General features: G+C 68.6%; 27 protein-coding genes and 10 pseudogenes. 18 read left to right on the forward strand and 19 right to left on the reverse strand.

All coding sequences use genetic code 11. The features are described 5' to 3' along the window. Window positions 1-247: 247 nt before the first annotated feature. The 4 genes and pseudogenes from IE244_RS39920 to IE244_RS39935 all read right to left on the reverse strand — a co-directional run. Window positions 248-499, reverse strand: a pseudogene (locus tag IE244_RS39920) (IS1380 family transposase); the annotation flags it as partial. A gap of 640 nt (window positions 500-1,139) precedes the next feature. Continuing rightward, window positions 1,140-2,075, reverse strand: a complete 936-nt coding sequence (locus IE244_RS39925; protein ID WP_229854812.1) for a pentapeptide repeat-containing protein — start codon at window positions 2,073-2,075, stop codon at window positions 1,140-1,142. A 211-nt stretch (window positions 2,076-2,286) separates the two neighbouring features. Continuing rightward, window positions 2,287-2,651 (reverse strand): annotated as a pseudogene (locus IE244_RS39930) (transposase); the annotation flags it as partial. Between the two features lie 140 nt (window positions 2,652-2,791). After that, window positions 2,792-3,667 (reverse strand): LysR family transcriptional regulator, encoded by an 876-nt coding sequence (locus IE244_RS39935; RefSeq protein ID WP_191878477.1) that lies wholly within the window; start codon window positions 3,665-3,667, stop codon window positions 2,792-2,794. A gap of 122 nt (window positions 3,668-3,789) precedes the next feature. On the opposite strand from IE244_RS39935, the gene IE244_RS39940 reads away from it, so the two are divergent. The 3 genes and pseudogenes from IE244_RS39940 (at window position 3,790) to IE244_RS39950 (ending at window position 5,361) form a co-directional block, all read left to right on the forward strand. Then, on the forward strand, window positions 3,790-4,788 hold the full coding sequence (locus IE244_RS39940; RefSeq protein WP_191878478.1) for an NADP-dependent oxidoreductase: 999 nt from the start codon (window positions 3,790-3,792) through the stop codon (window positions 4,786-4,788). 56 nt (window positions 4,789-4,844) lie between these two features. Next, window positions 4,845-5,009: pseudogene (locus tag IE244_RS42580) on the forward strand (nuclear transport factor 2 family protein); the annotation flags it as partial. 94 nt (window positions 5,010-5,103) lie between these two features. Further along, complete coding sequence (locus tag IE244_RS39950; RefSeq protein WP_191878502.1) at window positions 5,104-5,361, forward strand: hypothetical protein; 258 nt, start codon at window positions 5,104-5,106, stop codon at window positions 5,359-5,361. 187 nt (window positions 5,362-5,548) lie between these two features. Here IE244_RS39950 and IE244_RS39955 read toward each other — a convergent pair whose 3' ends face one another. The 5 genes from IE244_RS39955 to IE244_RS39975 all read right to left on the reverse strand — a co-directional run bounded on the left by IE244_RS39955 (window position 5,549) and on the right by IE244_RS39975 (window position 7,732). After that, window positions 5,549-5,815 carry a DUF4235 domain-containing protein gene (locus IE244_RS39955; protein ID WP_191878479.1) on the reverse strand — a complete coding sequence of 89 codons (267 nt, stop codon included), beginning with the start codon at window positions 5,813-5,815 and terminating at the stop codon, window positions 5,549-5,551. Between the two features lie 4 nt (window positions 5,816-5,819). Beyond that, window positions 5,820-6,263 carry a DUF3618 domain-containing protein gene (locus IE244_RS39960; protein ID WP_191878480.1) on the reverse strand — a complete coding sequence of 148 codons (444 nt, stop codon included), beginning with the start codon at window positions 6,261-6,263 and terminating at the stop codon, window positions 5,820-5,822. Further along, window positions 6,260-6,646 carry a phage holin family protein gene (locus IE244_RS39965; protein ID WP_191878481.1) on the reverse strand — a complete coding sequence of 129 codons (387 nt, stop codon included), beginning with the start codon at window positions 6,644-6,646 and terminating at the stop codon, window positions 6,260-6,262. The genes IE244_RS39960 and IE244_RS39965 overlap by 4 nt, the downstream gene beginning before the upstream one ends. A 214-nt stretch (window positions 6,647-6,860) precedes the next feature. Continuing rightward, on the reverse strand, window positions 6,861-7,520 hold the full coding sequence (locus IE244_RS43330; protein WP_373305835.1) for a phosphatase PAP2 family protein: 660 nt from the start codon (window positions 7,518-7,520) through the stop codon (window positions 6,861-6,863). A 41-nt stretch (window positions 7,521-7,561) separates the two neighbouring features. Then, window positions 7,562-7,732 (reverse strand): hydrophobic protein, encoded by a 171-nt coding sequence (locus IE244_RS39975; protein ID WP_191878482.1) that lies wholly within the window; start codon window positions 7,730-7,732, stop codon window positions 7,562-7,564. Window positions 7,733-7,984: 252 nt separating this feature from the next. Here IE244_RS39975 and IE244_RS39980 point away from each other — a divergent pair, with 252 nt between their 5' ends. The 4 genes from IE244_RS39980 (at window position 7,985) to IE244_RS39995 (ending at window position 10,249) form a co-directional block, all read left to right on the forward strand. Beyond that, a complete protein-coding gene (locus tag IE244_RS39980) occupies window positions 7,985-8,377 on the forward strand; it encodes a Mu transposase domain-containing protein (RefSeq protein WP_229854814.1) in 393 nt (130 codons plus the stop codon). 112 nt (window positions 8,378-8,489) lie between these two features. Then, window positions 8,490-8,816, forward strand: coding sequence for a hypothetical protein (locus IE244_RS39985; protein WP_191878483.1), 327 nt, complete (start codon window positions 8,490-8,492; stop codon window positions 8,814-8,816). 462 nt (window positions 8,817-9,278) lie between these two features. Continuing rightward, window positions 9,279-9,692: a NucA/NucB deoxyribonuclease domain-containing protein gene (locus IE244_RS42585; protein WP_229854816.1), complete on the forward strand. Its 414-nt coding sequence runs from the start codon at window positions 9,279-9,281 to the stop codon at window positions 9,690-9,692. A gap of 29 nt (window positions 9,693-9,721) precedes the next feature. Then, the gene (locus IE244_RS39995) at window positions 9,722-10,249 is read left to right on the forward strand and encodes a hypothetical protein (RefSeq protein WP_191878484.1); all 528 of its coding nucleotides are present in this window, start codon (window positions 9,722-9,724) and stop codon (window positions 10,247-10,249) included. Window positions 10,250-10,293: 44 nt separating this feature from the next. Here IE244_RS39995 and IE244_RS42590 read toward each other — a convergent pair. After that, window positions 10,294-10,386 (reverse strand): annotated as a pseudogene (locus IE244_RS42590) (GNAT family N-acetyltransferase); the annotation flags it as partial. Between the two features lie 56 nt (window positions 10,387-10,442). After that, a pseudogene (locus tag IE244_RS43335) lies at window positions 10,443-10,499 on the reverse strand (hypothetical protein); the annotation flags it as partial. Window positions 10,500-10,611: 112 nt separating this feature from the next. On the opposite strand from IE244_RS43335, the pseudogene IE244_RS40005 reads away from it, so the two are divergent. Continuing rightward, a pseudogene (locus IE244_RS40005) lies at window positions 10,612-11,307 on the forward strand (TIGR03086 family metal-binding protein); the annotation flags it as partial. On the opposite strand, the gene IE244_RS43480 reads toward IE244_RS40005, so the two are convergent. After that, window positions 11,192-11,965, reverse strand: coding sequence for a DUF6417 family protein (locus IE244_RS43480; RefSeq protein ID WP_506005187.1), 774 nt, complete (start codon window positions 11,963-11,965; stop codon window positions 11,192-11,194). The pseudogene IE244_RS40005 and the gene IE244_RS43480 overlap by 116 nt on opposite strands. Window positions 11,966-12,186: 221 nt before the next feature. On the opposite strand from IE244_RS43480, the pseudogene IE244_RS40010 reads away from it, so the two are divergent. After that, window positions 12,187-12,388, forward strand: a pseudogene (locus IE244_RS40010) (transposase); the annotation flags it as partial. Window positions 12,389-13,316: 928 nt separating this feature from the next. Here IE244_RS40010 and IE244_RS40015 read toward each other — a convergent pair. Together IE244_RS40015 and IE244_RS40020 are read right to left on the reverse strand one after the other, a co-directional pair. Next, a pseudogene (locus IE244_RS40015) lies at window positions 13,317-13,646 on the reverse strand (transposase); the annotation flags it as partial. Window positions 13,647-13,793: 147 nt separating this feature from the next. After that, a complete protein-coding gene (locus tag IE244_RS40020; RefSeq protein ID WP_229854826.1) occupies window positions 13,794-14,471 on the reverse strand; it encodes a hypothetical protein in 678 nt (225 codons plus the stop codon). A gap of 73 nt (window positions 14,472-14,544) precedes the next feature. On the opposite strand from IE244_RS40020, the gene IE244_RS40025 reads away from it, so the two are divergent. Next, entirely contained in the window at window positions 14,545-15,027 is a 483-nt protein-coding gene (locus IE244_RS40025) for a CGNR zinc finger domain-containing protein (RefSeq protein WP_191878486.1), read from the forward strand. A 156-nt stretch (window positions 15,028-15,183) separates the two neighbouring features. Here the strand turns inward: IE244_RS40025 and IE244_RS42920 are convergent, their stop codons facing one another. Both IE244_RS42920 and IE244_RS40030 read right to left on the reverse strand, forming a co-directional pair. Continuing rightward, a complete protein-coding gene (locus tag IE244_RS42920) occupies window positions 15,184-15,306 on the reverse strand; it encodes a hypothetical protein (RefSeq protein WP_268252932.1) in 123 nt (40 codons plus the stop codon). Between the two features lie 78 nt (window positions 15,307-15,384). After that, window positions 15,385-15,609 carry a LexA family protein gene (locus tag IE244_RS40030; protein WP_191878487.1) on the reverse strand — a complete coding sequence of 75 codons (225 nt, stop codon included), beginning with the start codon at window positions 15,607-15,609 and terminating at the stop codon, window positions 15,385-15,387. A 205-nt stretch (window positions 15,610-15,814) separates the two neighbouring features. Here IE244_RS40030 and IE244_RS40035 point away from each other — a divergent pair, with 205 nt between their 5' ends. From IE244_RS40035 to IE244_RS40050, 4 genes are all read left to right on the forward strand, one after another. Then, a complete protein-coding gene (locus IE244_RS40035; protein ID WP_191878488.1) occupies window positions 15,815-16,942 on the forward strand; it encodes a PP2C family protein-serine/threonine phosphatase in 1,128 nt (375 codons plus the stop codon). 247 nt (window positions 16,943-17,189) lie between these two features. After that, entirely contained in the window at window positions 17,190-17,630 is a 441-nt protein-coding gene (locus IE244_RS40040; RefSeq protein ID WP_191878489.1) for an MDR/zinc-dependent alcohol dehydrogenase-like family protein, read from the forward strand. Between the two features lie 163 nt (window positions 17,631-17,793). Further along, a complete protein-coding gene (locus IE244_RS40045) occupies window positions 17,794-18,324 on the forward strand; it encodes a carbonic anhydrase (protein ID WP_191878490.1) in 531 nt (176 codons plus the stop codon). Window positions 18,325-18,427: 103 nt separating this feature from the next. Further along, entirely contained in the window at window positions 18,428-19,498 is a 1,071-nt protein-coding gene (locus tag IE244_RS40050; RefSeq protein WP_191878491.1) for an MBL fold metallo-hydrolase, read from the forward strand. 99 nt (window positions 19,499-19,597) lie between these two features. On the opposite strand, the gene IE244_RS40055 is transcribed toward IE244_RS40050, so the two are convergent. Genes IE244_RS40055 through nthB form a run of 3 tightly spaced genes read right to left on the reverse strand, consistent with a single transcriptional unit; the run spans window position 19,598 to window position 21,185 of the window. After that, window positions 19,598-19,927, reverse strand: a complete 330-nt coding sequence (locus tag IE244_RS40055) for a nitrile hydratase accessory protein (RefSeq protein WP_191878492.1) — start codon at window positions 19,925-19,927, stop codon at window positions 19,598-19,600. Continuing rightward, on the reverse strand, window positions 19,924-20,523 hold the full coding sequence (gene nthA / locus IE244_RS40060) for a nitrile hydratase subunit alpha (protein ID WP_191878493.1): 600 nt from the start codon (window positions 20,521-20,523) through the stop codon (window positions 19,924-19,926). The genes IE244_RS40055 and nthA overlap by 4 nt, the downstream gene beginning before the upstream one ends. Next, window positions 20,520-21,185, reverse strand: coding sequence for a nitrile hydratase subunit beta (nthB, locus tag IE244_RS40065; RefSeq protein WP_191878494.1), 666 nt, complete (start codon window positions 21,183-21,185; stop codon window positions 20,520-20,522). Before nthB ends, nthA begins: the two co-directional genes overlap by 4 nt. A 271-nt stretch (window positions 21,186-21,456) precedes the next feature. Here nthB and IE244_RS40070 point away from each other — a divergent pair, with 271 nt between their 5' ends. The 4 genes and pseudogenes from IE244_RS40070 to IE244_RS40085 form a co-directional block, all read left to right on the forward strand. Further along, the gene (locus tag IE244_RS40070) at window positions 21,457-22,386 is read left to right on the forward strand and encodes an NmrA family NAD(P)-binding protein (RefSeq protein WP_191878495.1); all 930 of its coding nucleotides are present in this window, start codon (window positions 21,457-21,459) and stop codon (window positions 22,384-22,386) included. A gap of 483 nt (window positions 22,387-22,869) precedes the next feature. After that, window positions 22,870-23,115, forward strand: a pseudogene (locus tag IE244_RS40075) (PLP-dependent aminotransferase family protein); the annotation flags it as partial. 447 nt (window positions 23,116-23,562) lie between these two features. Further along, on the forward strand, window positions 23,563-24,399 hold the full coding sequence (locus IE244_RS40080) for an enoyl-CoA hydratase/isomerase family protein (protein WP_191878496.1): 837 nt from the start codon (window positions 23,563-23,565) through the stop codon (window positions 24,397-24,399). A 300-nt stretch (window positions 24,400-24,699) separates the two neighbouring features. Next, window positions 24,700-24,969: pseudogene (locus IE244_RS40085) on the forward strand (alpha/beta fold hydrolase); the annotation flags it as partial. Window positions 24,970-25,021: the final 52 nt, after the last annotated feature.

Genomic DNA, 25,021 nt, shown 5'->3' on the forward strand with positions numbered 1-25,021 from the left:
CGATGCCCCTCCAGGAAGGCCGACAGGGCGACGGACGACGGCAGTTCGCGGTACGCCTGCCAGAACGGCATGTCCGCGCGCGGAGCGGCCGGAACAGGAGCTGGGCCAGGTCGTCGGCCGCCGCGGCGCGCAGGTGCTGCCGGGCGGGGAAGTCGGTCACCAGTCGGTCGAGGTGGCGCAGTACGCCGGGTCGCCCCACCCCCTGATGCAGGAAGCCATGCCCCTCCCGGGGTAACCGACCGTACCTGGCCTCACCGCCGTCGGCGAGCATCACCGCCAGGTCGGTGGCGATCCGGCCCGGATCGTGACCGGTCCCGCGCGGCCGAAGGGGTCTGAGCGCGGCGGAGCACGCGGCGCTCAGACCGGTGGCATCGGCGAGATCCGCCAGCAGCCGTGCCCTGGCATGACCGACCGCCCCCGAACCATCGGCACTGACCTGGATCTTGGGAGGCAACCCGATACCCTGCACGTAGAAAGTGCCCTCCGCCTGGACCGACAGAACCCCTGAGCAAGGTTCATCGTCCCAGGTCAGGAAGGCACTTTCGCGTTTCCGCCTCAACAGTCGCCGTACCCAACCAAAACGGCGAGGCCAGCGTCCCAGCCCCGTCGCGAAGACCGGCTCGCCGTCGGGGCTCCCCTCGCCAACGCCCTGAACGACCACGATCCGGGGCGGCGCGTGACAGCTGGTTGGGCCGGGCAGGTGACGGCGCACCGCAGAGGCACGCGTGGTGCTCACCGCCCGTCCGGGTGGGAGTTGGCCACGGGGACCGCGGGGACACCGGGGTGGAGATGAGCAGCTCCTTGATGCCAGTAGTCTGCGCATGTCCCTTCCAAGTCCTCATTCCTGCGGGTCGCAGGGCGACGGGGGCAGGACGCTCACCGTGGTCAGCATTTCATGGCTGGCCTGCCGGGCAGGGCTGACCATCGGCACGCTAACCGGCCTGCAACAGGGCCGCACTGGCTGTGCAGTGACCGCAGGTCGCGGTTCCGGTAGCAACCGGTCGGAAACTGTAATACGTGTGGTGTATGTGACCTGCTACTTCGTCAGCAGGCGTACCCCGGCTACTGAAGTCGACGCAGGCATGTGTTCTTAAGAACGGCTAACACAATGAGCGGAGGTGGTGGAAGCCTGGCCGATGTCACGAAGGCAACCCTCGGGTGCCCTTGAGGACCGCACCGTCGAACCCCGCGGTCGACAAGTTCTTAGCGCCTGTAAAATCGGCACCGCTCAGGTCCGCTCCGGTGAAGTCCGCGTCGCGGAGATCGGCCTGCCTCAAGTCCGCTCCGCGCAGAACGGCGCCGGGCAGGCTGGCACCGACGAGACTGGCCCGCTGCAGATGGGCATCCTCCAATGCCGCCCTTGTCAGGTACGTATCGTCGAAGTGCGCCCCCGCCGCCTGGATGCGCCTCAGGTCCGCGCGCACGAGGTGCGACCGAGCCAGATCGGCATCAGTCAGGACGGCGTCCGCCAACTCAGCCCCGTTCAGAGCCGCTTCCCGCAGAGATGTGCCCGCCATGACCGCCCCGGCCAGCTGGGCATGCTCCAAGTCCGCGCTGCTCAGGTCTGCGGCGCTGAAGTCGGCCTCCGGAAAGTTGATACCGATCACGCGTTGGAGCGCCCGGTCCCACATCCCCATGTAGCCCAGGTTGCGCAGACGGACGTTGCGCAGGTCGAAGTCGCCGCTGCCGTCACGCGCGGGATCCCGGTTGGCCAGTACCGTCATGGCCGCCTGGACGTCCGTGGCCGGGCGGGCATCGGCTGAGCTGTCCACCTGCCCGTGAGTGTGCTCACGGACGTATGCCGTCAGCAGAGTGACGATGGTGGGCTGGTCGTGCGGCGAATCCCGCATGAGGCGCTCCAGGCCGTAGATGCCGCCGAGGCGGACGTCCACGGCCGACGAGGAGAGGTTGCCGATTGCTGCATTGAACCGGCCGGTGACCTGCCCACGCTCGGCGATCCGCAACTGATCGCCGGACTGCTCGACCGAAACCCAGGTGAACAGCAAGGCGGCAAGAGCCGCGATCCCCGGTAGCGACGACGCCGCCAGCGCCGCCCACTGCAGGCGGTTTCCCATCGTATGGTCGCCCGTGCGAGGACGTCTTGCCTGCCTTTGGCTTCCCCGACGTGTGCCTCGGTGAGAGATTCGGCGCAGCTGCGCCAAGGTGCTCAGCCTGGTCATGCTGGCCATGGAACCCCGGAACCAGGGATGGGCCGGCGTTCTGGCAGCGCGGCGGACGACAGCTTCGGGCGAACGGCCGAATCCTCACCCAGATCCGCTCACACAGTGAGCGGACCTGGCGCAGGGTGATCAGGCTGCAGGCGAGTTCGGGGAAGGCTATGGGGATGTCAGCCCTCCGTTCCCAGCCCACACGCACCTGCGGGCGCGGATCTGCTCGCGGTAGCTGTCGTGGTCGTAGCCGCGGTCGGCGAACAGCGCGTCCGGCTTGCGGCGGGGCCGGCCGCGTCGGCCCCGGACGGGTGGGATGGCATCGAGCGGGGGCATGAGCTGGGTGACGTCATTGCGGTTGCCGCCGGTGAGGATGACCGCGAGCGGGGAGTCGTGCCCGTCGGTGATCAGGTGGTGCTTGGAGCCGGCCCGGCCCCGGTCGACCGGCGACGGGCCCGTCTGGCCCCCCCCTTTAAGCGCCCTGGCGACCCGCACCTGGCTGGACCCGGCGTGGGGAGCGGCGGGCATCGAGGGCGACATGATCAAGGATTCCCAGTCCCGGTACCGGCCCGGAGAGCGCGGGTGGCTGAAGCTGAGAAACCAAGCGGGCCGGCTGGTCCCGGTCAGGCTGCCGGGGAGGTCAGGACGGCCTTGGCCGCCAGCCGGAGATTCCTGATCATCGGATTCGGGTCGCCCTTGCGGCTGACCAGGACGACCTGGCTGGGCGGAGCGCCCTCGACCGGGACGGTGACGAGGTTGGGACGCAGTGAGCTACGCCGGTCGCCAACCGGTAGCACGGCGATCGCCCTGCCACTCGCGACGAGTTCGAGCTTGTCCTCGTAGCTCTCGATCGGCGGCACGCCAGCCCCGAGGATCCGGTAGGAAGCCCAGTCTGCGGTCTCGAACGCGCACGGCGCCACCTCCTCGCCGGCCAGTACTTCCGCGGTCACCGACGCGCGGTCGGCCAAGGGATGGCCGAGCGGGACCACGAGCATCCGGGGCTCCTCGTACAGCGGGGTGGTGAACACGTCGTCGGCGGCGAGCGGCAGCGGGGCCCGCGCGATCAGGGCGTCGACGCGTTTGTCGGGCAGCGCCCCGACGTCGCGGCAGTTCAGATGCCGGGTGGCGATCTCGGCGTTGGGGTGACGGCGGCGCAGTTCCCGCACGGCGGCAGTGATCACCAGATCTTCGACGTAGCCGATGGCGATTCGTTCGGCCTGGGCTTGTTCACGCACGGCCAGCTCGGCCTGGCGGGCGGCCTGCAGCAGGCCTTGGGCTCGGGGGAGGAACGTCTGGCCGGCCGGAGTGAGCCGGGTGCCCTGGGGGGTGCGGTCCAGCAGTCGTGCGCCGAGATACTTCTCGAGCCGTTGGATCTGACGGCTCAGCGCCGGCTGGGCTACGTGCAGGTCGGCGGCGGCCCGGCCGAAGTGCTGGTGCGCCGCCACCACGGTGAAGTAGCGCACCAGCCGCAGTTCCAGGTCCTGTCCGAGATCGTTCACCCTTGCAGGGTACGCGTCATGCCGTTTCGGAATGATCAGGTTTCCGAACCGGTCTTGGACGGCCATGCCGTGCCGGGCTTTGACTGAAGAAGCAACGTTTCCCGGAGAAGGCGACAGGCGCGATGAAGGCGATCCAGTTCCACAAAGCGGGCGGGCCGGAAGTTCTGCAGTACGACGAGGTGCCCGTTCCCGAGATCGGCCCGGGCGAGGTACTCGTCCGGGTGCACGCGGCGGGCATCAACCCGCCGGACTGGTACCTGCGTGAGGGGATGAAGGTCATGCCGGCCGAGATGAGGCCGACGCTGGAGTTCCCCCTGATCCCTGGAACGGACATGTCGGGCGTGGTTCAGGAGGTCGCTCCGGACGCGCTGGGGTTCGCCGTCGGTGACGAGGTCTTCGGCATGCTGCGGTTCCCCGGATTCGACGGCCGGACGTACGCCCAGTACGTGGCCGCGCCGGCTTCTGACCTGGCTCACAAGCCGGCCGGTATCGACCACGTGCAGGCGGCTGGGGCGCCGATGGCCGTGCTCACGGCCTGGCAGTACCTGGTTGATCTCGGCCACGACGTGCCGTCTCCTTTCACCGGCCAGGTGCACCAGCCGGTGCCGATCACGCCAGGGATGACCGTGCTGGTCAACGGGGCCGCCGGTGGAGTGGGCCACTTCGCGGTGCAATTGGCGAAATGGAAGGGGGCACACGTCATCGCGGTGGCCTCAAGCCGGCACGAGCAGTTCCTGCTCAAGCTCGGCGCCGATGAGTTCATCGACTACACCACGACGCAAACCGCGGACGTGGTCAGCGGCGTCGACCTGGTGATCGACGCCGTCGGCGGCCCGGACAGCTCACGCTTGCTGACCGTGCTCAAGCGCGGAGGCACCATGCTTCCGGTGTTCTTCGCCCAGTACGACCCGGAAGAGACGGCGCGTCTGGACATCACCGTCTCGAACATTCAGGTTCGTTCCAACGGCCCCCAGCTCGCCGAGATCGGGCGCCTGTTCGACGAGGGCAGACTCAAGGTCGGGGTGGACAGCACCTACCCGCTGTCCGAAGCGGTCAGCGCGCACACACGAGCCGCGCAGGGCCACATCCAAGGCAAGATCGTGCTGACGGTGGCCTCGTGATCGCCGAACTCCAGCAGGCGGTGGCGAACTACGCCCACGCCCTGGACGAGCTGGATGTGCTGGAGCTGGAAACGGTCCTGACCGAAGACACCACCTGGACCTTCACGATGCCCGGACAGGGGATGCTCGGCCCGGTCGCCGGACGCGCGGCGGTGCTCGACTTCATCCGTGACGGGCACACCGCCCAGACCGGAAGGGTGCGGCACCACCTGGGCAACGTCGTGGTCACGACGACGGACGCCGCCACCGCCGAGGTGCGCGCCTATCTGCTGCAGACGAGGAACACCCCACTGGCTCCACGACCACAACCCGGAGGTGGAGGCCCTGCCGGTCATGCTGCATCCCAGCGGGGTCAGCGACGCCGAGGCCACCGCGGTGCCTGGCATGCGCATTGTCACACCGGCCCTGTTCGACAAGCTGAAGGGGGCCGTAACGCGTTACGTGGCCGCGCTCGCCAGCGCTCCGGACCGCTGGACGGACGAACAGGTGGTGCGGGAGCAGTTTGCCCGCCACAAGCTGACCGGCGAGCGGTTCTTCACCACCTACACCAAAGCCGTACGCGCCTCCTCCTGAGCGTTGCCGGCGCCGCGATCCGGTGAGGCGTGCCGCTCCTGCCGCACCCGCCGCCGGGCCTGCACAAGCGCGGGTCCGACGGCGGGTGCGGCATCTCGAATCGCGGCCCGGGGGCTACAGGCACGGCCGGGGTGATGGGAGGGCTGGTATCCGTGTCCTACCGGCCTCTCCCGCCTCCTCATGCGCGTCAGCCGGGCCAGGTTCCGGTCAGGCGGCGGACGACGGTGGCGCCGGCGCGGTCGACGGCCGCTTTGACTCCGGCGAAGATCGCACCTTGCAGCGTGGCGGCTAGCAGCACCTCGTGCCAGGAGCGCTCTTGGTCGGTGGCGTCCGGGGCGTCCTCGTCGTGGCCGAGCGTCTTCCACGTCTGCTTGAACAGCGCTCCCGCGGCCATGCCGCTGACGGCGCCGAGCGCCAGACCGACCGGCTTGTAGGCGATCTTCGACGCCTTCACCGGTTCACCCCTTCCGGCGGCAGGCCAGCCACACCACAAGCGCACCCGCTGCCGCCAGCAGCACCTTGCGGTTGTCACGCGCCAGCTGCGCTCCCCGGGCGGTCTTCTGGCGCACCGGCTCGGGCGCCTTCTCGTGCCATAGCTGACCGGCCTGGGCCGCCTTCGCCCGGGCCTGCTCGGCCGCCTTCGCGGCTTTGTCCTTGACCGGATCGGGCAGCTGGTCCTGCGCCTGGTGGGCCAGGTCGGCGGCCTTCGCCTTCAGTTCCCCGGCCTTCAGGGCGGCTTGTTCCTTCAGCTCGCCAGCCTTCTCCTGGGCGCGCGCTTTGACGTCGGTCTTCGCGGCGAGCGCCTCGACCGTCTGCCCGAGCTCGGTGCGGGTCTGTTCGACCTGTTCGCGCAGTTCCTCGGGGCTGGCGGCGGTGGGTTCGTCGTGGGGCGGCTGGGTCATCGGTGTGCGCTCTCCTTGATCTCGGCCACGTCGGCCTTCACGTTCTCGACGGTCTGCTCGGGCGTGGGCGGCGCGGCCTGGTCGACCTGCTTCTTTCCACTCATGACCATCACCGCGGCGATCATGCCCAGCACCGCTGTGACGATCAGCCCGGCTGCCCACACCGGAAGCGCCACCGCCAGTGCGGCGATCACGGTGGCGACCAGCGCCTGCGCCATCAGGAAGCCGACCACGCCGGCGCCGCCGAACAGGCCGCCGCCCTTGCCGTATCGCTTGCCCTTCTCCTTCATCTCCGCCTGCGCCAGGCGCAGTTCGCCGCGCACCAGCTCGGTGAGCTGCTGCGAGGCCCGCTGCACCAGCTCGCCTACCGGCTCCTGGTCCAAGCGGTCCGCGCTGGGGCCGGATCCGGCATGGTGTGGCTGCGTGCTCGACACGGCGGTCGCCTCCCGTCCCTTTTGAGTTCCTGCAGGCCGGACTGCGTCATGCGCCCGACCACCCGATGAGGGCACGAGTACCCCGAGCAGGCGAGTTCAGGACAGGCGTATGGCAGGCGTGTCTGTCTGCTTTCGCCAGTCCGCCCGGCTCTCCCCCAACCTGCTAGGGCCGGTGGCGCAGGATCAAGCGCTGAGCGCGCCGGGTGAGCCGGGCGCCGGCCAGGCCGATGACGGCGCCGGTGGCCACGTCGCTGGGGTAGTGGGCGCCGCTCTGCACCCGCACGAGCGCCACCATGGCAGCCGGCACCGCGCATAGTGCTCGTCGTGGCCATCCTGGCCGTCGTCGTGATGGGCAGCCAGCTCTCACCCGGCAGGGCACGCAGGCGCTGAGGCTGGCCCGGCTCGGCCACCAGGTGACCGGGGGTCGAACAGGACGCGACGCTGATCGCGACCACCCGCGAGGCCCTGGCCAGTGAACCGGTGGGCCTGGTCGACCAGGGCCGCCGGCGGCTCGTCCTTCAAGCCGAACTTCTCGAACAGCGAAGACCCGAACCCGATCGCCAGCATGAGTGAACACGGTGCCGATGTTCGACAGAGATCCACGGAGGCCGGATCGCTGTCTCGGCAGGGGTCGCCCCTGACTCAAGAGCCGCGCACCAGCCCCGCAGACAGGAGGAGCAGGGTTCCACTGCTGAGTCTGCGGGGCCGGTGCAGGACTCACGTACCCTGCGGTGCGTCCGATAAGCCCGATCCCTCCCAACCGCCGCAGGCGAGAAGCCCTTTCACGCCAGTGGGCCCGGCCGCATCGGCCGGGCCCACTCATTGCTCGCGCGTGGCGCGCTCCTCGCGCCGGGTGTCTTTGGTCTACCAGCGGTACCAGCGGCCCTTGCGGCCTCCGCTGTCCACGGACCGGACGACGAAGCCGAGCAGCCACACGATGAGCACGATCACTGCGATCCACCACAGCGCCTTCAGCGCGAAGCCCGCGCCGAAGAGGATCAGAGCCAGCAGAAGAACGAGAAGCAGGGGAACCATCGTTATCAACCTCCTGGCCACCGGATGCCCTTACTTCAGCCCTACAAGCACACAAAATATGAGTTACTTCCTAGGGATGAGGGGCATACGCGTGCCGCACGCCGTGGACGGTTCCCCCTTTTTCGCACCTCACACACCGCAGACACACAGCGCATATCACTCAAAGCGATGCCATGACCTTGGATTTGCCGGGACCGTTGCGGGGTCACGCGTACAGCCGGCACCCGAGGCCGACGACCGAGGGACCAGCCGTTGCTGAAGCCGCTGCCGACCGAGCCGTTCAAGACGGCCCGGCTGTTCGCGCTGCGGGTGGAACGCTACAGCCAGGTCAGCGTCCGCACGAACCACTACTCCGTAGCGGTGAGGCTGATCGGAAGACGGGTGTGGGTGATGCTGCACGCCTCCGTGCTGGTGGTCTACGACGAAGGAGTCGAAGTCGCCCAGCACGAACGGCTGATGACCAAGGCCGGGCCACGGCTGGTGCTGGACCACTACCTGGAGGTACTGGTCCGCGAACCGGGAGCCCTGCCCGGATCGACCGCATTGAACAGGACCGTGTCGCAGGGAAGTTCACCCCGGTCCACGACGCCTGGTGGGCCGCTGCCTGCAAGGCCCACGGCGACCGGCACGGCACGAGAGCACTGATCGAGGTCCTGCTGCTGGGCCGGCACATGCCCTACGAACACCTGGCCGCCGGGCCGGTTCCGGCAGCCGAAGGTCACATCGCTGCCCCCTCACGACTGAAAGGAGACCACCGGTGAACCTTCGCACCACACTCTCGCGCCTCGGCCGCGGCATCGCCGCCGGTGCGGAGATGACACTGCTGACTTCCGTGACCGCGAGCAGCGTCCACACTGCACAACCGGTCAATGCTTCGACCGCCGGGGCGACGCAGTTCGTCAACGCCGCATCGCTGCCCGCTGACCAACTTCGAGACCTCAACCACCCTGTCCCGTACACCGAATACGCACGGAGCCATGAATCGTCGACAACGTCTTTGAAGGCGGCCGGGCAGCAGCCCGACACGGCGACAGAGACCTGCGCCAGCAGTGCGCCCGGCAAGCAGCACGGGCCAAGACGGTGACCGGCTGGATCAAGTCCCGCTTCGAGACCTGCCAGAAACGCCCTTACGACCCTGTCATGCGCGACACCAGAGGTACGACCGCTCTGTGCCGCCTCTGGTTTGACCGGTGCATCCTCGGCTTCACCTACGACGGCAGCCGTCGAGTCGACTACATCGCCAGCACCGAAGACATACGAGTTCAGCCGCTCCCCACCGAAGACGCCACCAAGTGGCGTCTGGGCCAGCTACGTCCGCAACGACATCGATGCATCCAGCAGCGACGGACCCCAAAGTGACCGAGCCGGGGACCAAGGAGCGTGACGAGCTGATCGGCGTGTGGAACAGCGCGCCCCAGTGGTCACTCACCTACACCTCCGCGGACAAGGGGCCCCTGTTCGACCAAGGCAATCAGCAGCGCCTCGTCTCCCCCGCCTTCATGGACCTGACCACGCAGACAAGATCGCCGGCAAGCACACAGGCAATGTGTTCACCCAAGCCCGCGTCGAGCTGGTGATGAGCAAGAAAGACACGTCGGTCAAAGAGAGCGCCCCGCACACCTACGACGCCCTGTACCGCCCGGAGCGGACCTTCCCCTGCTGGGTCGGCAAGACCGTGCCAGGTACGAAGGAGCCCCTGCACCGGCTGGTCGACAAAGAGAAACAGCGGCAGAACCGGAAGCACTCGATCAAGGAATGCCAGAAGGTGTGGGGTGACTACTCGGGCACCGACCTGCAGTGCGACGAGTACCCGTTCGCACCTACGAAGGAGGGATCAACCAAAGGTGACGACCGTTTCTCGGTCCACCTGATCGACGGCGAAGACAATGAGACCGGCGGGCGCAGGCTCGACCGGATGTACACCCTCAACCGCGTGGTGGACGGCGCCCCTTCTGCATGAGGAGCACCGGCTGACAGGAAGGCAACACCATGGCGCTCCTGGCCGAATACAGCTGCAGGGCCACTCCGGGACGACGCGTCGTAGAGGTCTACGACGCAGACGCCTACCTCGGTGACGACGAGGCCATGGCGGCCGCCCGCAGGCAGGTCGTAGCCGGCAACGGCTACCACCTGTACCTCCGCAGCCTCCAGCCCGACATCGACGTCGAGGTCACCCTCCGCATCTGGGACACCCCTCCGGCCCCGCCCGCCGATGCCGAAGGCCGGACCGGCATCAGCCTCGAGTCCGGGACCGGCATACTCGTCATCAATCAGGTCGGCCTCGGCCCCGCCGGCGAAATGCGGCTGCCCCGCCCGGGCGTCTACGAAGGCAACGCCTGGTGGACCAACCGCCAGGCGACAGCTGACTACTACGACACCACACTCGACCAGCTCACAGACCACTCCTCCGAGGAAGCCCTCCGCGAAGCCTGGAACAGCAGCCCCGTCACCGAACGCTACGTCCTCGACCTCACCTACATCCGCGAACCGGAGCCCATCGATGACGAGGAACTCTGACCCGCGGGGCGCCCCCTGGAGGCAGAACGGAACCGAACCGGCTGTTACTTCTGGGGCTGCCAGACGTAGCGGATGTCCGGCTCTCGCTCATCGTTGCGCAGCCCGTCTGTTCGCTCGACCGCCGTGAAGCCGTGCCGAACACACCCGCCTCGTGCCACCGCCCTAGCCGGCGCCAGCAGGTCTGACCGGAGCCGAACCCCAGCTCCAGCGGAAGCAGTTGCCAGCTGACGTCGTTGTAGAGCACGTACATGATGCCCTGCAGGCACAGCCGCCGGTCATCGAGCGGCCTCGGGCCGGGAGCCTTCTGCGGCCAGGCGGCAGCAACGGCTCGACCAGCGCCCACAGTCCATCATTCACGATCCATGGCCGATTCCCCACACGTCGCGAACGGCGCAATCGTCCTGCTGGTCAGGCCCGACCAGCACGCCTCAACAAGATCGTTACGAGCTCTAAGGCGCCTTCGGAAAACGAGTGGCCCATTACACGGGGGCACGGCTAACGTCGCGGCCGTGGATATAAGGGAACTGGACCGCCGAGCCCTCGCCACCTTGGGAGCGGTGATCGCGCAGGTTGGCCCGGACCAGCTTCGTCTTCCGACGCCGTGTGCCGACTGGACACTGCACGGCCTGCTCCGCCACCAAGTGAGCGAGAACCGAGGCTTCGCAGCCGCCGCGGCAGGCGTCACCGGTGACCTCCGAGCCTGGGACCAGGGCAACCTGGGTGAGGATCCTTACCAGGCGTACCTTGACTCGGCCGACGCCATGACGAGGGCGTTCACCGAGGACGTCCTGGACCGTTCGGTCCAGATCAGGGAGTTCGGGTTCTTTCCCGGCCGGGTCGCGCTCGGCATGCATGTGCTCGACTGTGTAGTCCACGGCTGGGACGTCGCTCAGAGCATCGGCGTTGCCTACGATCCGGACGCCGACCTCGTCCACTACTCGCTCAAGGTCGCGGCGCGGATCCCGACCGGCGCACCGTCCGACGACCGGCCAGGGATTCCGTTCGCCCCGGCGGTCGAGATCTCCGCTGGCGCTCCCGCCCTGGAGCAACTGCTCGGACTCGTCGGTCGTCGTCCAACGGCAAGCTGAGCAGCGGCTCACCAACCGTCGTGCCCTGACCTCTCCACCGTTGAAACGCCCTCCGGTATCGCCCGGCGCAGGACGGGCACGACGCTACGAGGCGAACGTCACCTGCTGCCGCATGGGCACGGCCAGGATCGGCCGCAGGCTGGCTGTCTGCCGGCCGGGTGGAAGGTGACGCCGTACTCACGGCCGAACCGGTTGACCTGCGCAGCTGAACCGCCCACCGGGCGCAGGTAGAAGGCGTAGCTACCGACTCGTTCTGCTCCTTGTTCAGGTGCAGGACCCCCAGGTTGCCGAGCTGGCGCGCCGTACGCACCCGCTCCGCCAGGCCGTCCGCCGGCGGCCGACGCAATCGCGCACCGAGGTGGACGTACAGGCGCAGTGCGTCCATCTCCGAACGCCGCGGTTCGACCGGCTGCTCGCCGTCTGCCGATCCGTCGGGCCGGGAGTCGGGAGCGGGGCCGGCCTCGGTGTGGGCCAGCACGTCCTGGCCAGGCGCAGCGAGCCGGGCCGCCCACGGCAACGGGGCCACCCTCGTACACGGACAACTCCGGCGCATCTCCCTGTCGGCCAGCTCGACCAGGCCCTTCCCGGCCGCTGCCTCCACCGCCGTGTGATGGTCAGGACGGAGCATGCCGAGCAGCACCCAACCGTGCTCAGCCGCCTCCTGATGGTCGCGCACGATCCGCAGTGCCTCGACGAGCAAGCCCTTCCCGCGACGCACCCACTCTCTGTCGTCTGCGGCGTTCACCGGCACTAGGGCGGCCCACGGACATCGTGGTCAGCAGTCACAGTGACCGTTCCGCGAGCGGTAGCTTCCGTCGTCTCCAGGCCCTCACCACTCATCGCGAGCGAATAGCGCCGGAAGAGCCGTGGACGTTGTTCCAGCGGGTGGTGCCGCCGGCACCGGTTCGCCCGCAAGGTGGAGGGCATCGCCGGCGCGGGAACCGCGAGGTGCTGGCGGCGATCATTTTCGAGGCCACCTCCGGCTGCACCTGGAACCAACTGCCGCCGGGCTTCGGGCTGTCGGGTCACCGCCTTCCGGCGGTTCACCAAGTAGGCCGGACACGTAGGGACGCGGCTAGAATCGAAGAGGAAATCCGCGAAATTAGGCGATCTCGCGGTACTGAGAAGCTCCTGCGTAGCTACGAAAACCAGGTCCCAGTGCTTCGGCATTACTTGGTCACCACCTTCACGTCAATCATCGTGTACCGGCGAGAGCCCAACTTCCATTTCCATGCCTCGCCCTCTGGAAACCCGAGTTGGTCTTCAACAAGGATTCAGTCCGCCGCATCAACACCAATGCCCCCAGGGAGGTGGAGAGTTGCCCGGTTCAGAGTGGTCTCACGAGAGGCCTCACTGGTCTTCCACGCGCGCCGGTAGGGGACGCCGGCACCCATGCCGGACCACACGGTGATCTGGCTGGCCCGGTCGCGATGCTTGCCTTAGTCGTCGGTGAGGAGCTGGGCGCGGTGGACGGTTATGTGGTCGTTGAAATAGCGCCATGCGACCTCCGGGCGCCTCATTGGAAACGTGAGTTCACTGGTATATCGGACTCGGATCCTTTCCCTCCCAATGTTCAGATGCCTCTCTCCGCCAGTTGACATCCAGTGATCGACGGAGGATTCTGAACGGGTCAATACCAGGGGGGAACGGGGATGCCCGACGATCGGCAAGCTGAACAGAGGCAAGAGGAACAACGGAAGCGTGCACTCAGGGTCGTCGAAGGCGTTGTCATAGCTTTAGTCACAGCTATTTGCGTCTGGCTTTGGACCCGCGATCCCGTATGGGCTGTAGTCGACTTCGTAATATTTGGGATTTTGACTCAGACCTACATCAAAGACTACATCCCCGGTACCGAGAATGAAAGGCAGGGATTGCGCGGGTGCCTTGTCAGTCTCGGAGTCCTTTGCGTCATCGCCTACGTTGCAGGCGTGCTCTTTAGGTGAGGATCTGTCCACCGGCGTATGCCTTTAGACGTCATTTCACTTGGCGAGTCTGCGGTGGCATACGAGGGTCGCGGCGATGGCGGTAAAGGCGAGGAAGTGTTCTGGCTTGCGCTCGTAGCGGCGGTGAAGGCGTCGGCACCCGGACGACCAGGACACCGTCCGCTCCACGACCCAGCGATGTCGGCGCAGGCGCCGGGATGACTCGACGCCCTTTCGAGCAAGGCGGTGCCGGATGCCACGGGAAGCGAGCCATTGCCGCAGGTGGCGGTAGTCGTAGCCCTTGTCACCATGCAGTCTGCCGGGCCGCCGGCGTCGTGGGCCGCGACGGGAACGGATGGGCGGAATGCCACGGACCAGCGGGATGAGCTGGCGCCGCCATCACCGCGCATGCCGAGACGTTGGGAGAGAGCCGCTACGAGCTGGAGCAGGCAGCAAAGGAGGCGGTCGGATGCAGTCGAGGGCTGAGGGGGCCGGCCCCGCCGGCCGTTGCCCGGTGCCAGGGCGTTCAGCGGATCAGCCCTCGGACAGGAGCCAGCCGATGTGCAGTTCTTCTGCACCCGGGCGGAATGTCTGCATGAGCTCGGCGCGCTCGGGGTCGTTCTCGGGGAGGTTGTCGGCGAGGAGGGCCTGCGCGGCGATCGTCTGGGGCCGGGCGCCGAGCGCGGCGCGCAGGTGGAGTGAGCGGCGGAGCATCGCGATCCGCTCAGCGGGCTCCTTGTGCGGTGCGAGGTGCCGGATGATGTAGGACTCGAAGTAGCCGTCGCCGGACTTCGTCGCAATCTCGAGAGCTGTCTCGTAGCGCGGGAGGGCGCCGGCCGGGTCCTCGTCGATGTTGTCCAGCAGGACGGCCCAGTGGTACTCGGCCCAACCGCGCAGCTTCTCGTCGCCGCTCTCAGCCGCCGCGCGGTAGCCGGCCTCGGCCACGGCGCGGTCGTCGCCGCGGGCGCGCTGGAACAGCAGGCGGCTGTAGGCCAGTCGCGCCGTGAGCAGGTGTGCGGTCGGCGATGCGGGATCGAGTGCCGTGACCGCTTTCTCGGCCTCCTCATGGCCCTCCATCTGGAAGAACCAGCGGTCGACGGCGATCTCCGCGCGCAGCTCGGGCTCGGCGTCCGGGCCCAGGGCGGCGAGCGCGGCGTCCCACTCCCCGAGCAGCTGCAGGCGGCGGGCTACGTAGGTGTCATCAGCTATCATGGCACCTACAGTAGGAAGCGGCGATGTAGGTGGTCAAGTGCAATACGGTGACTACATTGGGAACGTAACGCGGTTGGCCGTCGAGCTGGCCAATACCGGGACTCTCGACCAGCACGGCGAACTGGTCGCCGCGTTCTTCGCGGAGCACGAGATCACTCCGCCGCCGGGCGGCGACTACGGCGAGCTACCGGACCTCGTGAGCACGGCCCTGGCGCAGGCGGTCGACGGCGCCGCCCCCGAAGCCGTGCACCGCCTGCTGCGCGACTATCCGCCGGAAATGCACCTGTCCGACCACGACGGCCTCGGCGGCTGGCACATCCACTTCAGCCGCAACGGCACCCCGGCTAAGCGCTGGGTCGGCCAGCTGATCGCCGCCAAGCTCGCCATGGTCGTGGCCGGGGATCCGGCGGTGACGCTGGGGCGATGCGCCGCGGCCGGGTGCGGAAACTACTTCGTGGACCAGTCACGGAACCGGACGCGCCGGTTCTGCTCCAACGCGTGCGCGAGCCGGACGACGGTGGCGGCCCATCGGGCCCGGGCGGCGAAAAACTCCTAGCAGAGTCCGTTACGGAGTCGTCGCCAGCAGATGACCGCGCGCAGGCACCGGAAGGACCAGACGGCAGCGGTGGGGTAAGCCGGGCGACTGGAATCCCCCGCCCGACGGCGGGCCAGAACCCACGGAACACCGCTGACCAACCCGATGCCGGACGGGCTACCGCTGGTCGGTCCATGCGTCCAGGACGACGTCGCTGTCCTCGTACGACAAGGTGACGCGGGCGCCGGGCAGGGCGCCCCCGTACAGGCCGACCCAGTCGCGGAGCTTGTCGCGGGCCACGTCCTCGCTCCACCATCAGCCATGCTGCGCCGACCGCCCGGCGGTGGCCAGCAGCAGGTGGATAGCGGCACGAGCTGGTCATGCGAGCCAGATCCCTCTCGCCCGGCCCGGCGTACCGACGATCGCCTCTTTCGGCTCCAGCTCGACCAGCTGGTAGTGCACGCTAGCCCGGCTGCGCATGGCGACCGCATCCCCGATCTCCTGCACCGTCGGCGCCTCACCGTGGTCGACGGTCGCCTGCTGGATACGGCGCAGGATGCGCTCCTGGTGTGACTGTGCACGACAGGTGGCCCGGGTGGACAAGTGCGATGCACAGGTCGGGGGCCCAGCGTCACCGGGTGGCTGGTGAGTGGCCCAGCGCCCCGCGCACAGGAGCGCTGTGCACGGCGGCCCACCGGCAGGAGGCCGTCATGGCGCAGGCGCGGTGGCGCGTTCAGTCGTCATGTGCAGCGGATGGCCTCCGGAGCGGCGCGTTCCCGCAGGGAAAGGTGGGTGGAAGGCTTGGGGCATGGCCTTGCGAGCGTGGCGGGTGTTCCGGCGGTCCTGGCAGCCGGGTCACGTGCCCGCGCTGATGGTGATCCCTCTGGGGCTGATCGTCGCGGTCTGTGTGGTGGATGTGATCGCTCCGCCGCACATTCACCTCGGTCCCTTGCTGGTGGCGGCACCGGCAATCACGGTGGCGTTCGCAGGCGCCCGCATGACGGCGCTGATGGGAGTGCTCGCCGTGGCGGCGCAGGCGCTGATCGGTGTGCTGAGAGAAGGCCTGTCCACCGCCAACATCCAGGCTCAGATCGCCGCTCTGATCGTCGTCTCGGCTGTCTGTGTCGGCATCTGCGTGCTGCGGGACCGGCGTGAACATCAGCTGCACCGGGTGCGGTCCGTCGCAGAGGCAGCGCAGAGCGTGCTGCTGCAGCCCTTGCCCGGCCGCGCCGGCCCGCTGCGGATCGCCGGCCTGTACATCCCGGCCGAGGAGGAAGCCGATCTGGGTGGGGACCTGTACGCGGCCGCGCGGACCGATCACCACAGCACCCGGCTCCTCATCGGCGACGTCCGTGGCAGCGGTCTGGCCTCGATCAACAACGCCGCCCTGCTGCTCGGCGCCTTCCGCGCGGCCGCCCATCGACAGGCCACCCTGTCCCGCCTCGCCGTCCACCTGGACGCCGCGTTTCGCTGGGACAGCAGCCAGTGGCGCTCGCAGACGGAGCAGGACACCGACGAGGACTTCGCCACCGCGATCCTGCTCGACATCCCCGACCACCAGCCGGTCGTCCACCTCATCAACTGCGGTCACCCACCGCCGCTGCTCCTGCGCGGCACTCACGTCACCGCTCTCACGCCGGAGGCGAGCCACCTTCCGATCGGACTCGGCGGCACCTTCGGCATCACCGCCTACGACGTCCAGACGTTCCCGTTCGAGGTCGGCGACCTGCTCCTTCTGTACACGGACGGCGTCATCGAAGCACGCAACACCGACCACCTCTTCTACAAGCTCACTGAACGGGCGCCCGCGTGGACCAATGACGACCCTGACGAGCTCCTGCGCGCTCTCCATGACGACCTTCTGGCCCACGTCCACGGCCACCTGAACGACGACGCGGCCGCAGTCGCGATCCGCCGCCTGGCCCTCGTGGAGTGACGGAGTCAGGGTGGTGCGCTGCGGCGAACGGTCCTGATCACGTCGCCCCTCCCCCCGCCCGCGCGATACCAGCACGCCGAGCCGTCTCGGGCGTTGTGAGACGGAGAGCCAGACATGCCTCGATCGACGCGCAACATGGAGTGCGTGGGCCGCGTCGAGGCCCTGTGCCCCGACACCGAAGGCCCGAAGGCCGGTGCGCGCGTCGTGGCCGCTGCGATCCCGGCGGTGCCCGGACCACGAGGACCTGATGCAGCGTGTGGCCGAGCCGGCGGGACGGGCCGGCGTACGGAAGGCCGTCGACTGTGTCGCGGGTCCCGTCGGCGCCCAGGTGTCCCAGGCACTGGCTCCGGGAGCAGAGCTGATGGTCTACGGCGCGCTCTCCACCTACCGGCAGACCAACCCCGCGGCACTGCCGATCCCGCTGCAGGCACGCTCGCTCATCTACGAGACCAAAACGGTTCGTGGCTTCTGGCTGAACCGCTGGTTCGGCACTGCCTCACCCGACATCGTGCGGCGTGCGCCGGCCCGGGTCCGCGATCTCGTCGCCGACGAGGTGCTGAGCATCCCCCAGGGGCGGCCCTTCCCGCTCGCACGCTTCGCCGAAGCCGTCGCGCTCGCCGAAGCACCTGCCCACGGCGCCGAGCCACTGTTCGTCTTCGGAGACGGCCGGGCCGAGGACGACGGATAGGAAGCGGCCCTGCCACGCCAAGTCGGTTCGCGCAAGGCGTTGACCTGCACGATCACTGCCTGCGGCCCGCCGAGTGGCAAGGGAGGCGGCTACGGGCCAGGCTGGAGGCGAGTGACGGCGTCACCAGAGATCAGGCGCCGAGGACGATGGGATCACCGGCCACGTGATCGACACGGACGAGCTGACCGAGCGGAACGTGAGGTTCGCCGACGGTGGATCGTTCGTCGGCCTCAAGCTGATGCCCAGAGGCGCTCTGACGGTCATCGGATGCGTCGACCCGCGTGTCGACCCGTCCGACGTACTGGGGCTCGAGCTCGGCGAGGCAGCGGTGATCCGCAACGTCGGAGGACGGGTCACGCCCGCGACCCTTGCGACGCTGGAGATGCTCTCGAAGGTCCTACAGGCCCGCACGGGCGGCCCCGGCCCGCGCGACAACCACTACGCGGTGCTGCACCACACCGACTGCGGCATCACGGATCTGGCCGCGTTCCCCGGCCTGCTGACCGACTACTTCGACGTGCCAGCCACCGACCTGGCCGCCAAGGCGGTCACCGACCCGGTCGCCGCCGTCCGCGTCGACGTCGACATCCTCAGGCAGAACCTCCGGGCCGGTGTATTCGTCTCAGGGCTCGTGTACGACGTAACCACCGGGCTCATCGACATTGTCGTCCCGCCCGCGCGGGTGGAAGCATGACACCGCGCGGCGCCTGCGGCCGGTGCGAGCGCCGTGGGCCTGCGGTTCGTACCGGGGATCTGCTGTCCCGGTCGGCCGGATCGGAGGGGAGGCGGTTTCTGGCATGTGCGACGATCACGGATGCTCGGATGCCGAGGCGGCCTGGTCAGCGCCTCGCCTCGCGGAGGGACCGGCCGTCGACCCGGTGACGCTGCCCGAGGTCGACGAGGTCAGGGTCACGACGATGGTCGACAACACCTACGACGCCCTGCTGGCCTCCGCCGAAGGCGTCACCCGCGCGTCGGTGGGCGCCGGACGGACCGCCGCGCGGCAGTTCGCCGGCGGCGAGGCCCTCGCGGGGCTGCGTGCCGAGCACGGCTTCTCCGCCCTGGTCACCGCCCGAAGCGGCAACACGAACAGCATGCTGCTGTTCGACACCGGAGCGTCGCCGGACGGGCTAGCGGTGAACGCCGAGCGTCTGGGGCTCGATGTCGGCGGCCTGCAGGGCGTCGTGCTCAGCCACGGACACTTCGACCACGCCGGCGGCTTCGACGGCCTGGCCCGGCTGCGCGGTCGCTCCGGCCTGCCGCTGACCGTCCACCCCGCGGTCTGGACCCGCCGCCGACTGGACCTACCGGCCGGCCAGGGTCTGGAGCTGCCCACGCTCTCCCGAGGCGCGCTGGAACGCGAAGGGTTCGAGGTGATCGAGCGGCGGCAGCCGTCGCTGCTGGCCAGTGGCATCCTGATCACCGGCGAGGTGGACCGCGTCACCGAGTTCGAGCACGGCATGCCGCCGGCCCACCAGGCCTGGGACGGGAACGGCTGGCGACACGACCCCGCCGTCATCGACGACCAGGCACTCGTCGTCAACGTGCGCGGCCGGGAACTCGTCATCATCACCGGGTGCGGACACGCCGGAGTCGTCAACATCATCCGGCACGCCATGAGGCTGACCGGCGTCAGCAAACTGCTGGCCCTCATCGGCGGCTTCCATCTGAGCGGCCCCTCCTTCGAGCCGGTCATCGGTCCCACGGTGGCCGCGCTCACCGCACTCGCACCCGAGTTGATCGTCCCCGGTCACTGCACCGGCTGGCGCGCCCAGCACACCCTCGCCACAGCCCTCCCCGACGCATGGGTGCAGACCAGCGTCGGAACCACCTACACCCTCACCGCTTCCGACGCGGGTGGTGCCTGATCCCGACTCGGCAGTCCGGGCTCGCACGGCGCAGTAGGAACGGCGGGGAGAACACGGGTGCGCCGTGGTCAGTGCGGGTGGTCGTCGTGGTCGGAGTGGTCAGTGGTCGTGGCCAGGAGGGCGTTGGGCCAGGGATCGGGCGCGTGTGATGACCTCGTCCGTGGAGACGGCGCGCACGCTCGTGAGCACATCCTCCAGTGCGGCCAGCCAGAGCCCGTAGTAGCTGTACGGTTCGCCCTCCCCCGCTGCTTCCCATGTGGTGATCCGGGCAATCAGTGCGGCCTGGAACTCCGGCCAGGTGAACACTCCCGCGTCGTACAGGGTGACGGCCATCCCGAAGGCACGGCTCTCCCACGGCTCGGCGAACACCAGCTCCCCGTTGGAGCGGGGCGGTGCGGCGGGGCCTTCGATGTCCAGAGGTGCGCTCATGGTGCCGCCACCTTGGCCACTCCGACCATCGCGTCCCTCGTCACCAGAGGGACGAGTTCTTCCTCGGTCAGATGCTCGGTGCCGGGCGGCTGCTCGGGCAGCACCAGCCAGCGCACCTCGCTGGTGGAGTCGTGGACGGTGATCCGAACGTCGTCGGCCAGCTCGAGTCCCATCTCGGACAGCACCGCGCGCGGCTCCTTCACCACCCGGGCGCGGTAGGCGGGGTCCTTGTACCAGCTCGGAGGCAGGCCGAGCACCGGCCACGGGTAGCACGAGCACAGCGTGCAGACCACCACGTTGTGCGAGGTCGCAGTGTTCTCCACCACGACGATGTGCTCGCCCTGGAACCCTCCGAAGCCCAGCTCATCGATGGCGGCCGTGCCGTCCTCGAGCAGTCGGCGACGGTACTCGGGGTCCGTCCAGGCTCTGGCGACGACCTTCGCGCCGTTGAGCGGTCCGATGTTGGTCTCATAGGTGGTGATGAGCCCGTTCATCGCCTTCGGATCGATCAGGCCCCGCTCGGTGAGCAACTGCTCGAGCGCCTCGGTGCGCAGCGCCGGGGGAAGGCGCTCGGCCGATCCGGCGGTGGTGGTCATGAGGGGGTCTCCAGGTAGCTCTCGAACATGTCCACCGTGAGCTCGAAGGGCTCGGCGTCGGCGCCCCACATGTCATGGGAGTCGAAGCGCACCGAGTAGACGTACTGTGGGTTCTCGCCCAGGAAGTGCGCGTTGGAGTCCGGCAGCACGCCGGCGGGCTGAATGATGTCGACGACGCCGATCCGCCCTCGCACATAGCGCGGCAGCCTGGTGTGTCCGGCCGGCGACATGTCCCTGGCGCGCACGCGCTCGCCGACGGCGAAGGCCGGCGCGGTGGCGAGGCAGCGCAGTGTGCCGTCGGCGGTCGGCGCGTAGTCGGGCTTGGCCGGCTCCGGGACCGGGGGCTCCTCCACGTGCTCGCCGCGGAGGTTGCGGGCGCGGGCGTCGACCGCACCAGGTGCCAGGACGGCGCTGTCGAGAAGTCTCAGCTCTCCGGCGTTGAGCCAGCGCCCGTAGTAGCCGTCGTCGATGTAGTGCGCCCGGTCCAGGCGCTCCAGCGCGTGCCGGAAGGAGTCCAGGTTTCCCCCGGACGCCCTGTTCGAGAGGATCGCGAGCGCGAATGCCCGGCCTTCCCAGGGCTGTGAGAAAACAGGCTCATCTTGTCTCGGCGGATGCACGGAGCCCCAGCCTGGGGCTCCTCCCATGTCGGCAATACCGTCCATGGCCGGACCTCACTTTTGCCAGCGATAGCGGGCACAGTCAGAGGAATTATTGTATTCGGGTGACGTCTCTGGCGTCCCACTCTGGCCATCCGCTGGCCGCTGTGCTGCCGCGGAGGTGCAGGGCTCATGGCCCCGCGTGCCAGGGAGAGACGGCGGACGGGGGAATGGACCAGCGGTTGGGGCCGCGGACGCATGCCGATCACCTGACCTCCGCCGGGGCCGGACGTCACCCCGGTTTGCGCCCTGGCCGTGCGCGCCGCAGGCTGCCCCCATGGACTCCAGTCCGGAAGCAGGCATGCGGCCCATCCTGGTGACCGGTGCCGCGGGCAGCGTCGGTGCCGTCGGCAGAACCGTGGTCCAAGGGCTGCGGCGCCGGGGCTTCCAGGTGCGTGCACTGGTGCGCCAGGATGACGACCGTGCCCAGGCGCTGCGCGCCACGGGTGCCGAGGTCGTGGTCGGAGATCTGACGTGTGCCCGTGACGTCGCCGACGCCCTCGACGGCTGCGGCCGGATGTATTTCGGCATGGCCGTGTCGGCACAGTATCTGCTGGCCGCCGTGACCACGGCGGCGGTCGCGCGCGCCTACGGAAGGCTGGAGGCGTTCGTGAACATGTCGCAGCTGACCGTCTCCGAGATGGACGCCACCAGCGGCTCCGACTCGCATCAGCATCGTCAGCAGTGGCTGGTCGAGCAGGTTCTCGGCTGGTCAGGCCTGCCCGTGGTCCAGGTCAGGCCCACCGTCTTCATGGAGAACCCGCTCTTCCAGACCGTGTTTGCCTCGATCGCCAAGGACGGCGTGATCAGATGGCCCTTCGGCGAGGCGAGAACCTCCCCGATCGCGGCCGGTGACGTCGCCGCGGTCGTAGAGGAGATTCTGGCCGATCCGGCCGGGCGCATCGGCCGGACCTATGAGCTGACCGGTCCCCGATCACAGGACGTCGCCGCTCTGGCCGCGGATATTTCCGATGCTCTGCACCGCACGGTCGGCTACACCGACGTCCCGTTGCAGGAATGGCTCGACAACGATCTCGCGGCGCTGGGACTGCCGGCCCATGTGCTCCAGCACATCTCCACCATGGCTCGCCTGCACGTGGCCGGGCGCTATGACCGCCAGGCAGACGGCATGGAGGAGATCACCGGGCGGTCCGCCGAAGGAGTATCCGGGTTCGTCCGCAAGAACCCCGAGCTGTTCACTCGCTGACGCCGACAGCCGCCGTGAGGAACCACGCACCACGCTGCGACAGCCGCGCCCAGCCGTATCCGAGGACCAGACGGCTCACCGTGCGCAGCACGACCATCGTGCGAGGTACGGGGCCAAGAACCTGGTCAGCGCCGCCAGCACTTCCCGCGGGGCTTCCTCAGCCACCCAGTGGCCGGCTGCCCCATGACTACGCCACGCCCGTCGCGGTCGACCAGTCTCATGGTGCCGGCGACACTCTCAGCGAGGCCTCCGGCTCCGCCGATCGCGAGGACGGGGAGCGTCAGCGGTCGTGTCCTACGCTGCTGGTCCTAGGCGCTGTGGTGCCGAGGGCTCGGTACCCCCCGAAGCTGCCCCGCAGAGCGTCGGGCTGGGAGGCGAGAATCCGGACGTAGCAGTCGACGACGTAGTCGGGGAGTTTTCGTAGGGCCTTGGTGGCGAACTGCCGGCCGAACTAGATACCTTCGCGTCCCCGGACGAGTGAGCGCGCTCGAACAGCTCAGCCTCGCCGAGTTCATCACCTCCGGCGCGTACGGCCGTCACGTCCGCTCCTCCCGGCTGCGCTACCGGCGCCGCCGCGACGCCCTCCCCGCCGCCGTCTTTACCGGCGCCCCGGAGGTGACGGTCACCGGCATCGCTGCGGGCCTGCACGCGGTGCTGCGCCTGCCGAGGGGCATGGAACAGTCGGTGGTCCAGGCCGCGGCCTGGCAGGGGCTGGCCCTGCACGGCCTCGACTGATCGGGGCTGAGGGTGGTCTTGGTGCCCTTGCACTCGAAATCCTCGTAGACATCGACATAGGCATCTCGCCTGACCGGCGAACGAACGCCCCCCTTCCCCGGCGTGCCCAACGCGATCTGAGGAAGAACCATGCTCCATCTGTGCTGTCTCAGCGACGACAGCCTCGCCACGCTGGTGGTGAGCAGTCCGCCGCAGAACCGCATCGCCCAGCAGGGGACCACGAACTCACCGAGGCGCCGAGCGCCTTCGGCCGCAGCAGCGCCCCGGCGGGCCTCCTGCGCAGCAAAGGCCCGAATTCAACTCCGGCGGTGACGGTCCCGTGGGAGCTGACCGACTTCCGGACGAGGCCCGGCGCTCTGCGGCCCTGGAGTGGTTCCGGTAGAACCTCCGCCCTTTCCCAGCTCTCTTCCTCACCCCTCACCCCCACCCAAAGGAAAGATCATGAGCTTTGCCTACTCGTCGATTCGGGCCCGTCAGGAGAACGGTGTCCTGTTCGCCACCCTCGATGCCGGCCCCCTGAACCTCATCGGTGTCAACCTCGTCCGTGACCTCGTCTCGCTCGTCGAGACACTGCACACCGACCCGGGCGACGTGCGGGTCGTCGTCATCGACAGCGCCTCGCCCGAATTCTTCTCGGCGCACGTGGACCTCACGGCGATCCCGCAGTACACCGCAGAGGCCGCCAAGGCCGGCGGCCCCGGTGACGCCTCGCTCGGCATGTTTCTGTACAAACTGGCGCACGTCCCGGTGATCACCATCGCCAAGGTGCGCGGCAGGGCCCGCGGCGGTGGCAACGAACTCGCCCTGGCCTGCGACATGATCTTCGCCGCGCGCGAGAACGCGGTCTTCGGGCAGTTCGAGTCGGGCACCGGCGCCCTGCCCGGCGCCGGCGGAATCCAGCACCTGACCCGGCGGCTGGGCAGAACGCGTGCCATCGAGGCCATTACCGGTGCCGACGACTTCGACGCCGATCTCGCAGAGCGCTACGGCTGGATCAACCGCGCCCTGCCCGACGTGGAACTGGACGGCTTCGTCGAGCGCCTGGCCAAGCGCATCGCCGGATTCCCACCCGCGGGGGTCAAGGCCGCCAAACGCGCGATCAACGACCTCACGCTGCCACAGCCGGCGAATGTCCGCTCCGACTCGGCCACGTTCCTCAGCCTGGTCGCACTGCCCGAATCTCGCGAGCGCCTGGACTACCTCGCGAACCGGGGCCTCCAGACGCCTGGTGACCTCGAACGCGACCTCGGCAAGGCCGTGGCGGAGTTCCCTCGCTGACAGCGCCAGCGGCTGCCTCGTCGCAGAATCAGCACCTTCTCGGCGAGTGTGATGACCCCACATGGGCTAGACGCAGGACCCTGCGGGCCTCATCTTCGCCGCCGACCCGACAAATCCGGTCAGCGCCAAAGTCGGGGGGCGCTGCGAACGGTGAGGTCGGCGATCGTCGTGTGCGTCGAAGGCTGGACGTCCGCGCCCTTCCGTCTCGTCGCTGGAAGGACGCGGTGACCGATCCCGACCGTGCAGAGGTCCGATACACCCTGGGATATCGCGCCCGGCTCGCTCCCGGCCGTGGGGCACGCCCAGACCATCGAAGGCGGCGTGCGATGCGTGGACGCCTTCGGCTACACCGACTTCACCGAGGACCTGAAGAAATTCGACATCCCCACCCTGGTGGTGCACGGCGACGACGACCAGGTCGTGCCCATCGACGCCACCGGCCGCAAGTCCGCCCAGATCATCCCGGACGCCGAGCTGAAGGTGTACGAGGGCAGCTCCCACGGCATCGCGATGGTGCCGGGCGACAAGGAGAGGTTCAACCGGGACCTGCTGGAATTCCTCAACAAGTAGCAGCCGACCCTGCCAGCCGCAGGGTCTTGCTCGCCTTCGCCCAGGACGACGA

The organism is Streptomyces filipinensis (assembly GCF_014649495.1).
Lineage (GTDB): Bacteria > Actinomycetota > Actinomycetes > Streptomycetales > Streptomycetaceae > Streptomyces > Streptomyces filipinensis.

Coding starts and splice junctions, on each gene's coding strand:
- IE244_RS40035 (WP_191878488.1), top strand. CDS start 15,815: ATGGCCTTGCGAGCGTGGCGGGTGTTCCGGCGGTCCTGGCAGCCGGGT.
- IE244_RS39975 (WP_191878482.1), bottom strand. CDS start 7,732: ATGGTTCCCCTGCTTCTCGTTCTTCTGCTGGCTCTGATCCTCTTCGGC.
- IE244_RS39940 (WP_191878478.1), top strand. CDS start 3,790: ATGAAGGCGATCCAGTTCCACAAAGCGGGCGGGCCGGAAGTTCTGCAG.
- nthA (WP_191878493.1), bottom strand. CDS start 20,523: ATGACCACCACCGCCGGATCGGCCGAGCGCCTTCCCCCGGCGCTGCGC.
- IE244_RS40070 (WP_191878495.1), top strand. CDS start 21,457: ATGGACTCCAGTCCGGAAGCAGGCATGCGGCCCATCCTGGTGACCGGT.
- IE244_RS40080 (WP_191878496.1), top strand. CDS start 23,563: ATGAGCTTTGCCTACTCGTCGATTCGGGCCCGTCAGGAGAACGGTGTC.
- IE244_RS39960 (WP_191878480.1), bottom strand. CDS start 6,263: ATGACCCAGCCGCCCCACGACGAACCCACCGCCGCCAGCCCCGAGGAA.
- IE244_RS39925 (WP_229854812.1), bottom strand. CDS start 2,075: ATGGGAAACCGCCTGCAGTGGGCGGCGCTGGCGGCGTCGTCGCTACCG.
- IE244_RS40040 (WP_191878489.1), top strand. CDS start 17,190: ATGCAGCGTGTGGCCGAGCCGGCGGGACGGGCCGGCGTACGGAAGGCC.
- IE244_RS43330 (WP_373305835.1), bottom strand. CDS start 7,520: ATGAGTGGGCCCGGCCGATGCGGCCGGGCCCACTGGCGTGAAAGGGCT.
- IE244_RS40050 (WP_191878491.1), top strand. CDS start 18,428: ATGTGCGACGATCACGGATGCTCGGATGCCGAGGCGGCCTGGTCAGCG.
- nthB (WP_191878494.1), bottom strand. CDS start 21,185: ATGGACGGTATTGCCGACATGGGAGGAGCCCCAGGCTGGGGCTCCGTG.
- IE244_RS40020 (WP_229854826.1), bottom strand. CDS start 14,471: ATGATAGCTGATGACACCTACGTAGCCCGCCGCCTGCAGCTGCTCGGG.
- IE244_RS43480 (WP_506005187.1), bottom strand. CDS start 11,965: ATGCTCCGTCCTGACCATCACACGGCGGTGGAGGCAGCGGCCGGGAAG.
- IE244_RS40055 (WP_191878492.1), bottom strand. CDS start 19,927: ATGAGCGCACCTCTGGACATCGAAGGCCCCGCCGCACCGCCCCGCTCC.
- IE244_RS39995 (WP_191878484.1), top strand. CDS start 9,722: ATGGCGCTCCTGGCCGAATACAGCTGCAGGGCCACTCCGGGACGACGC.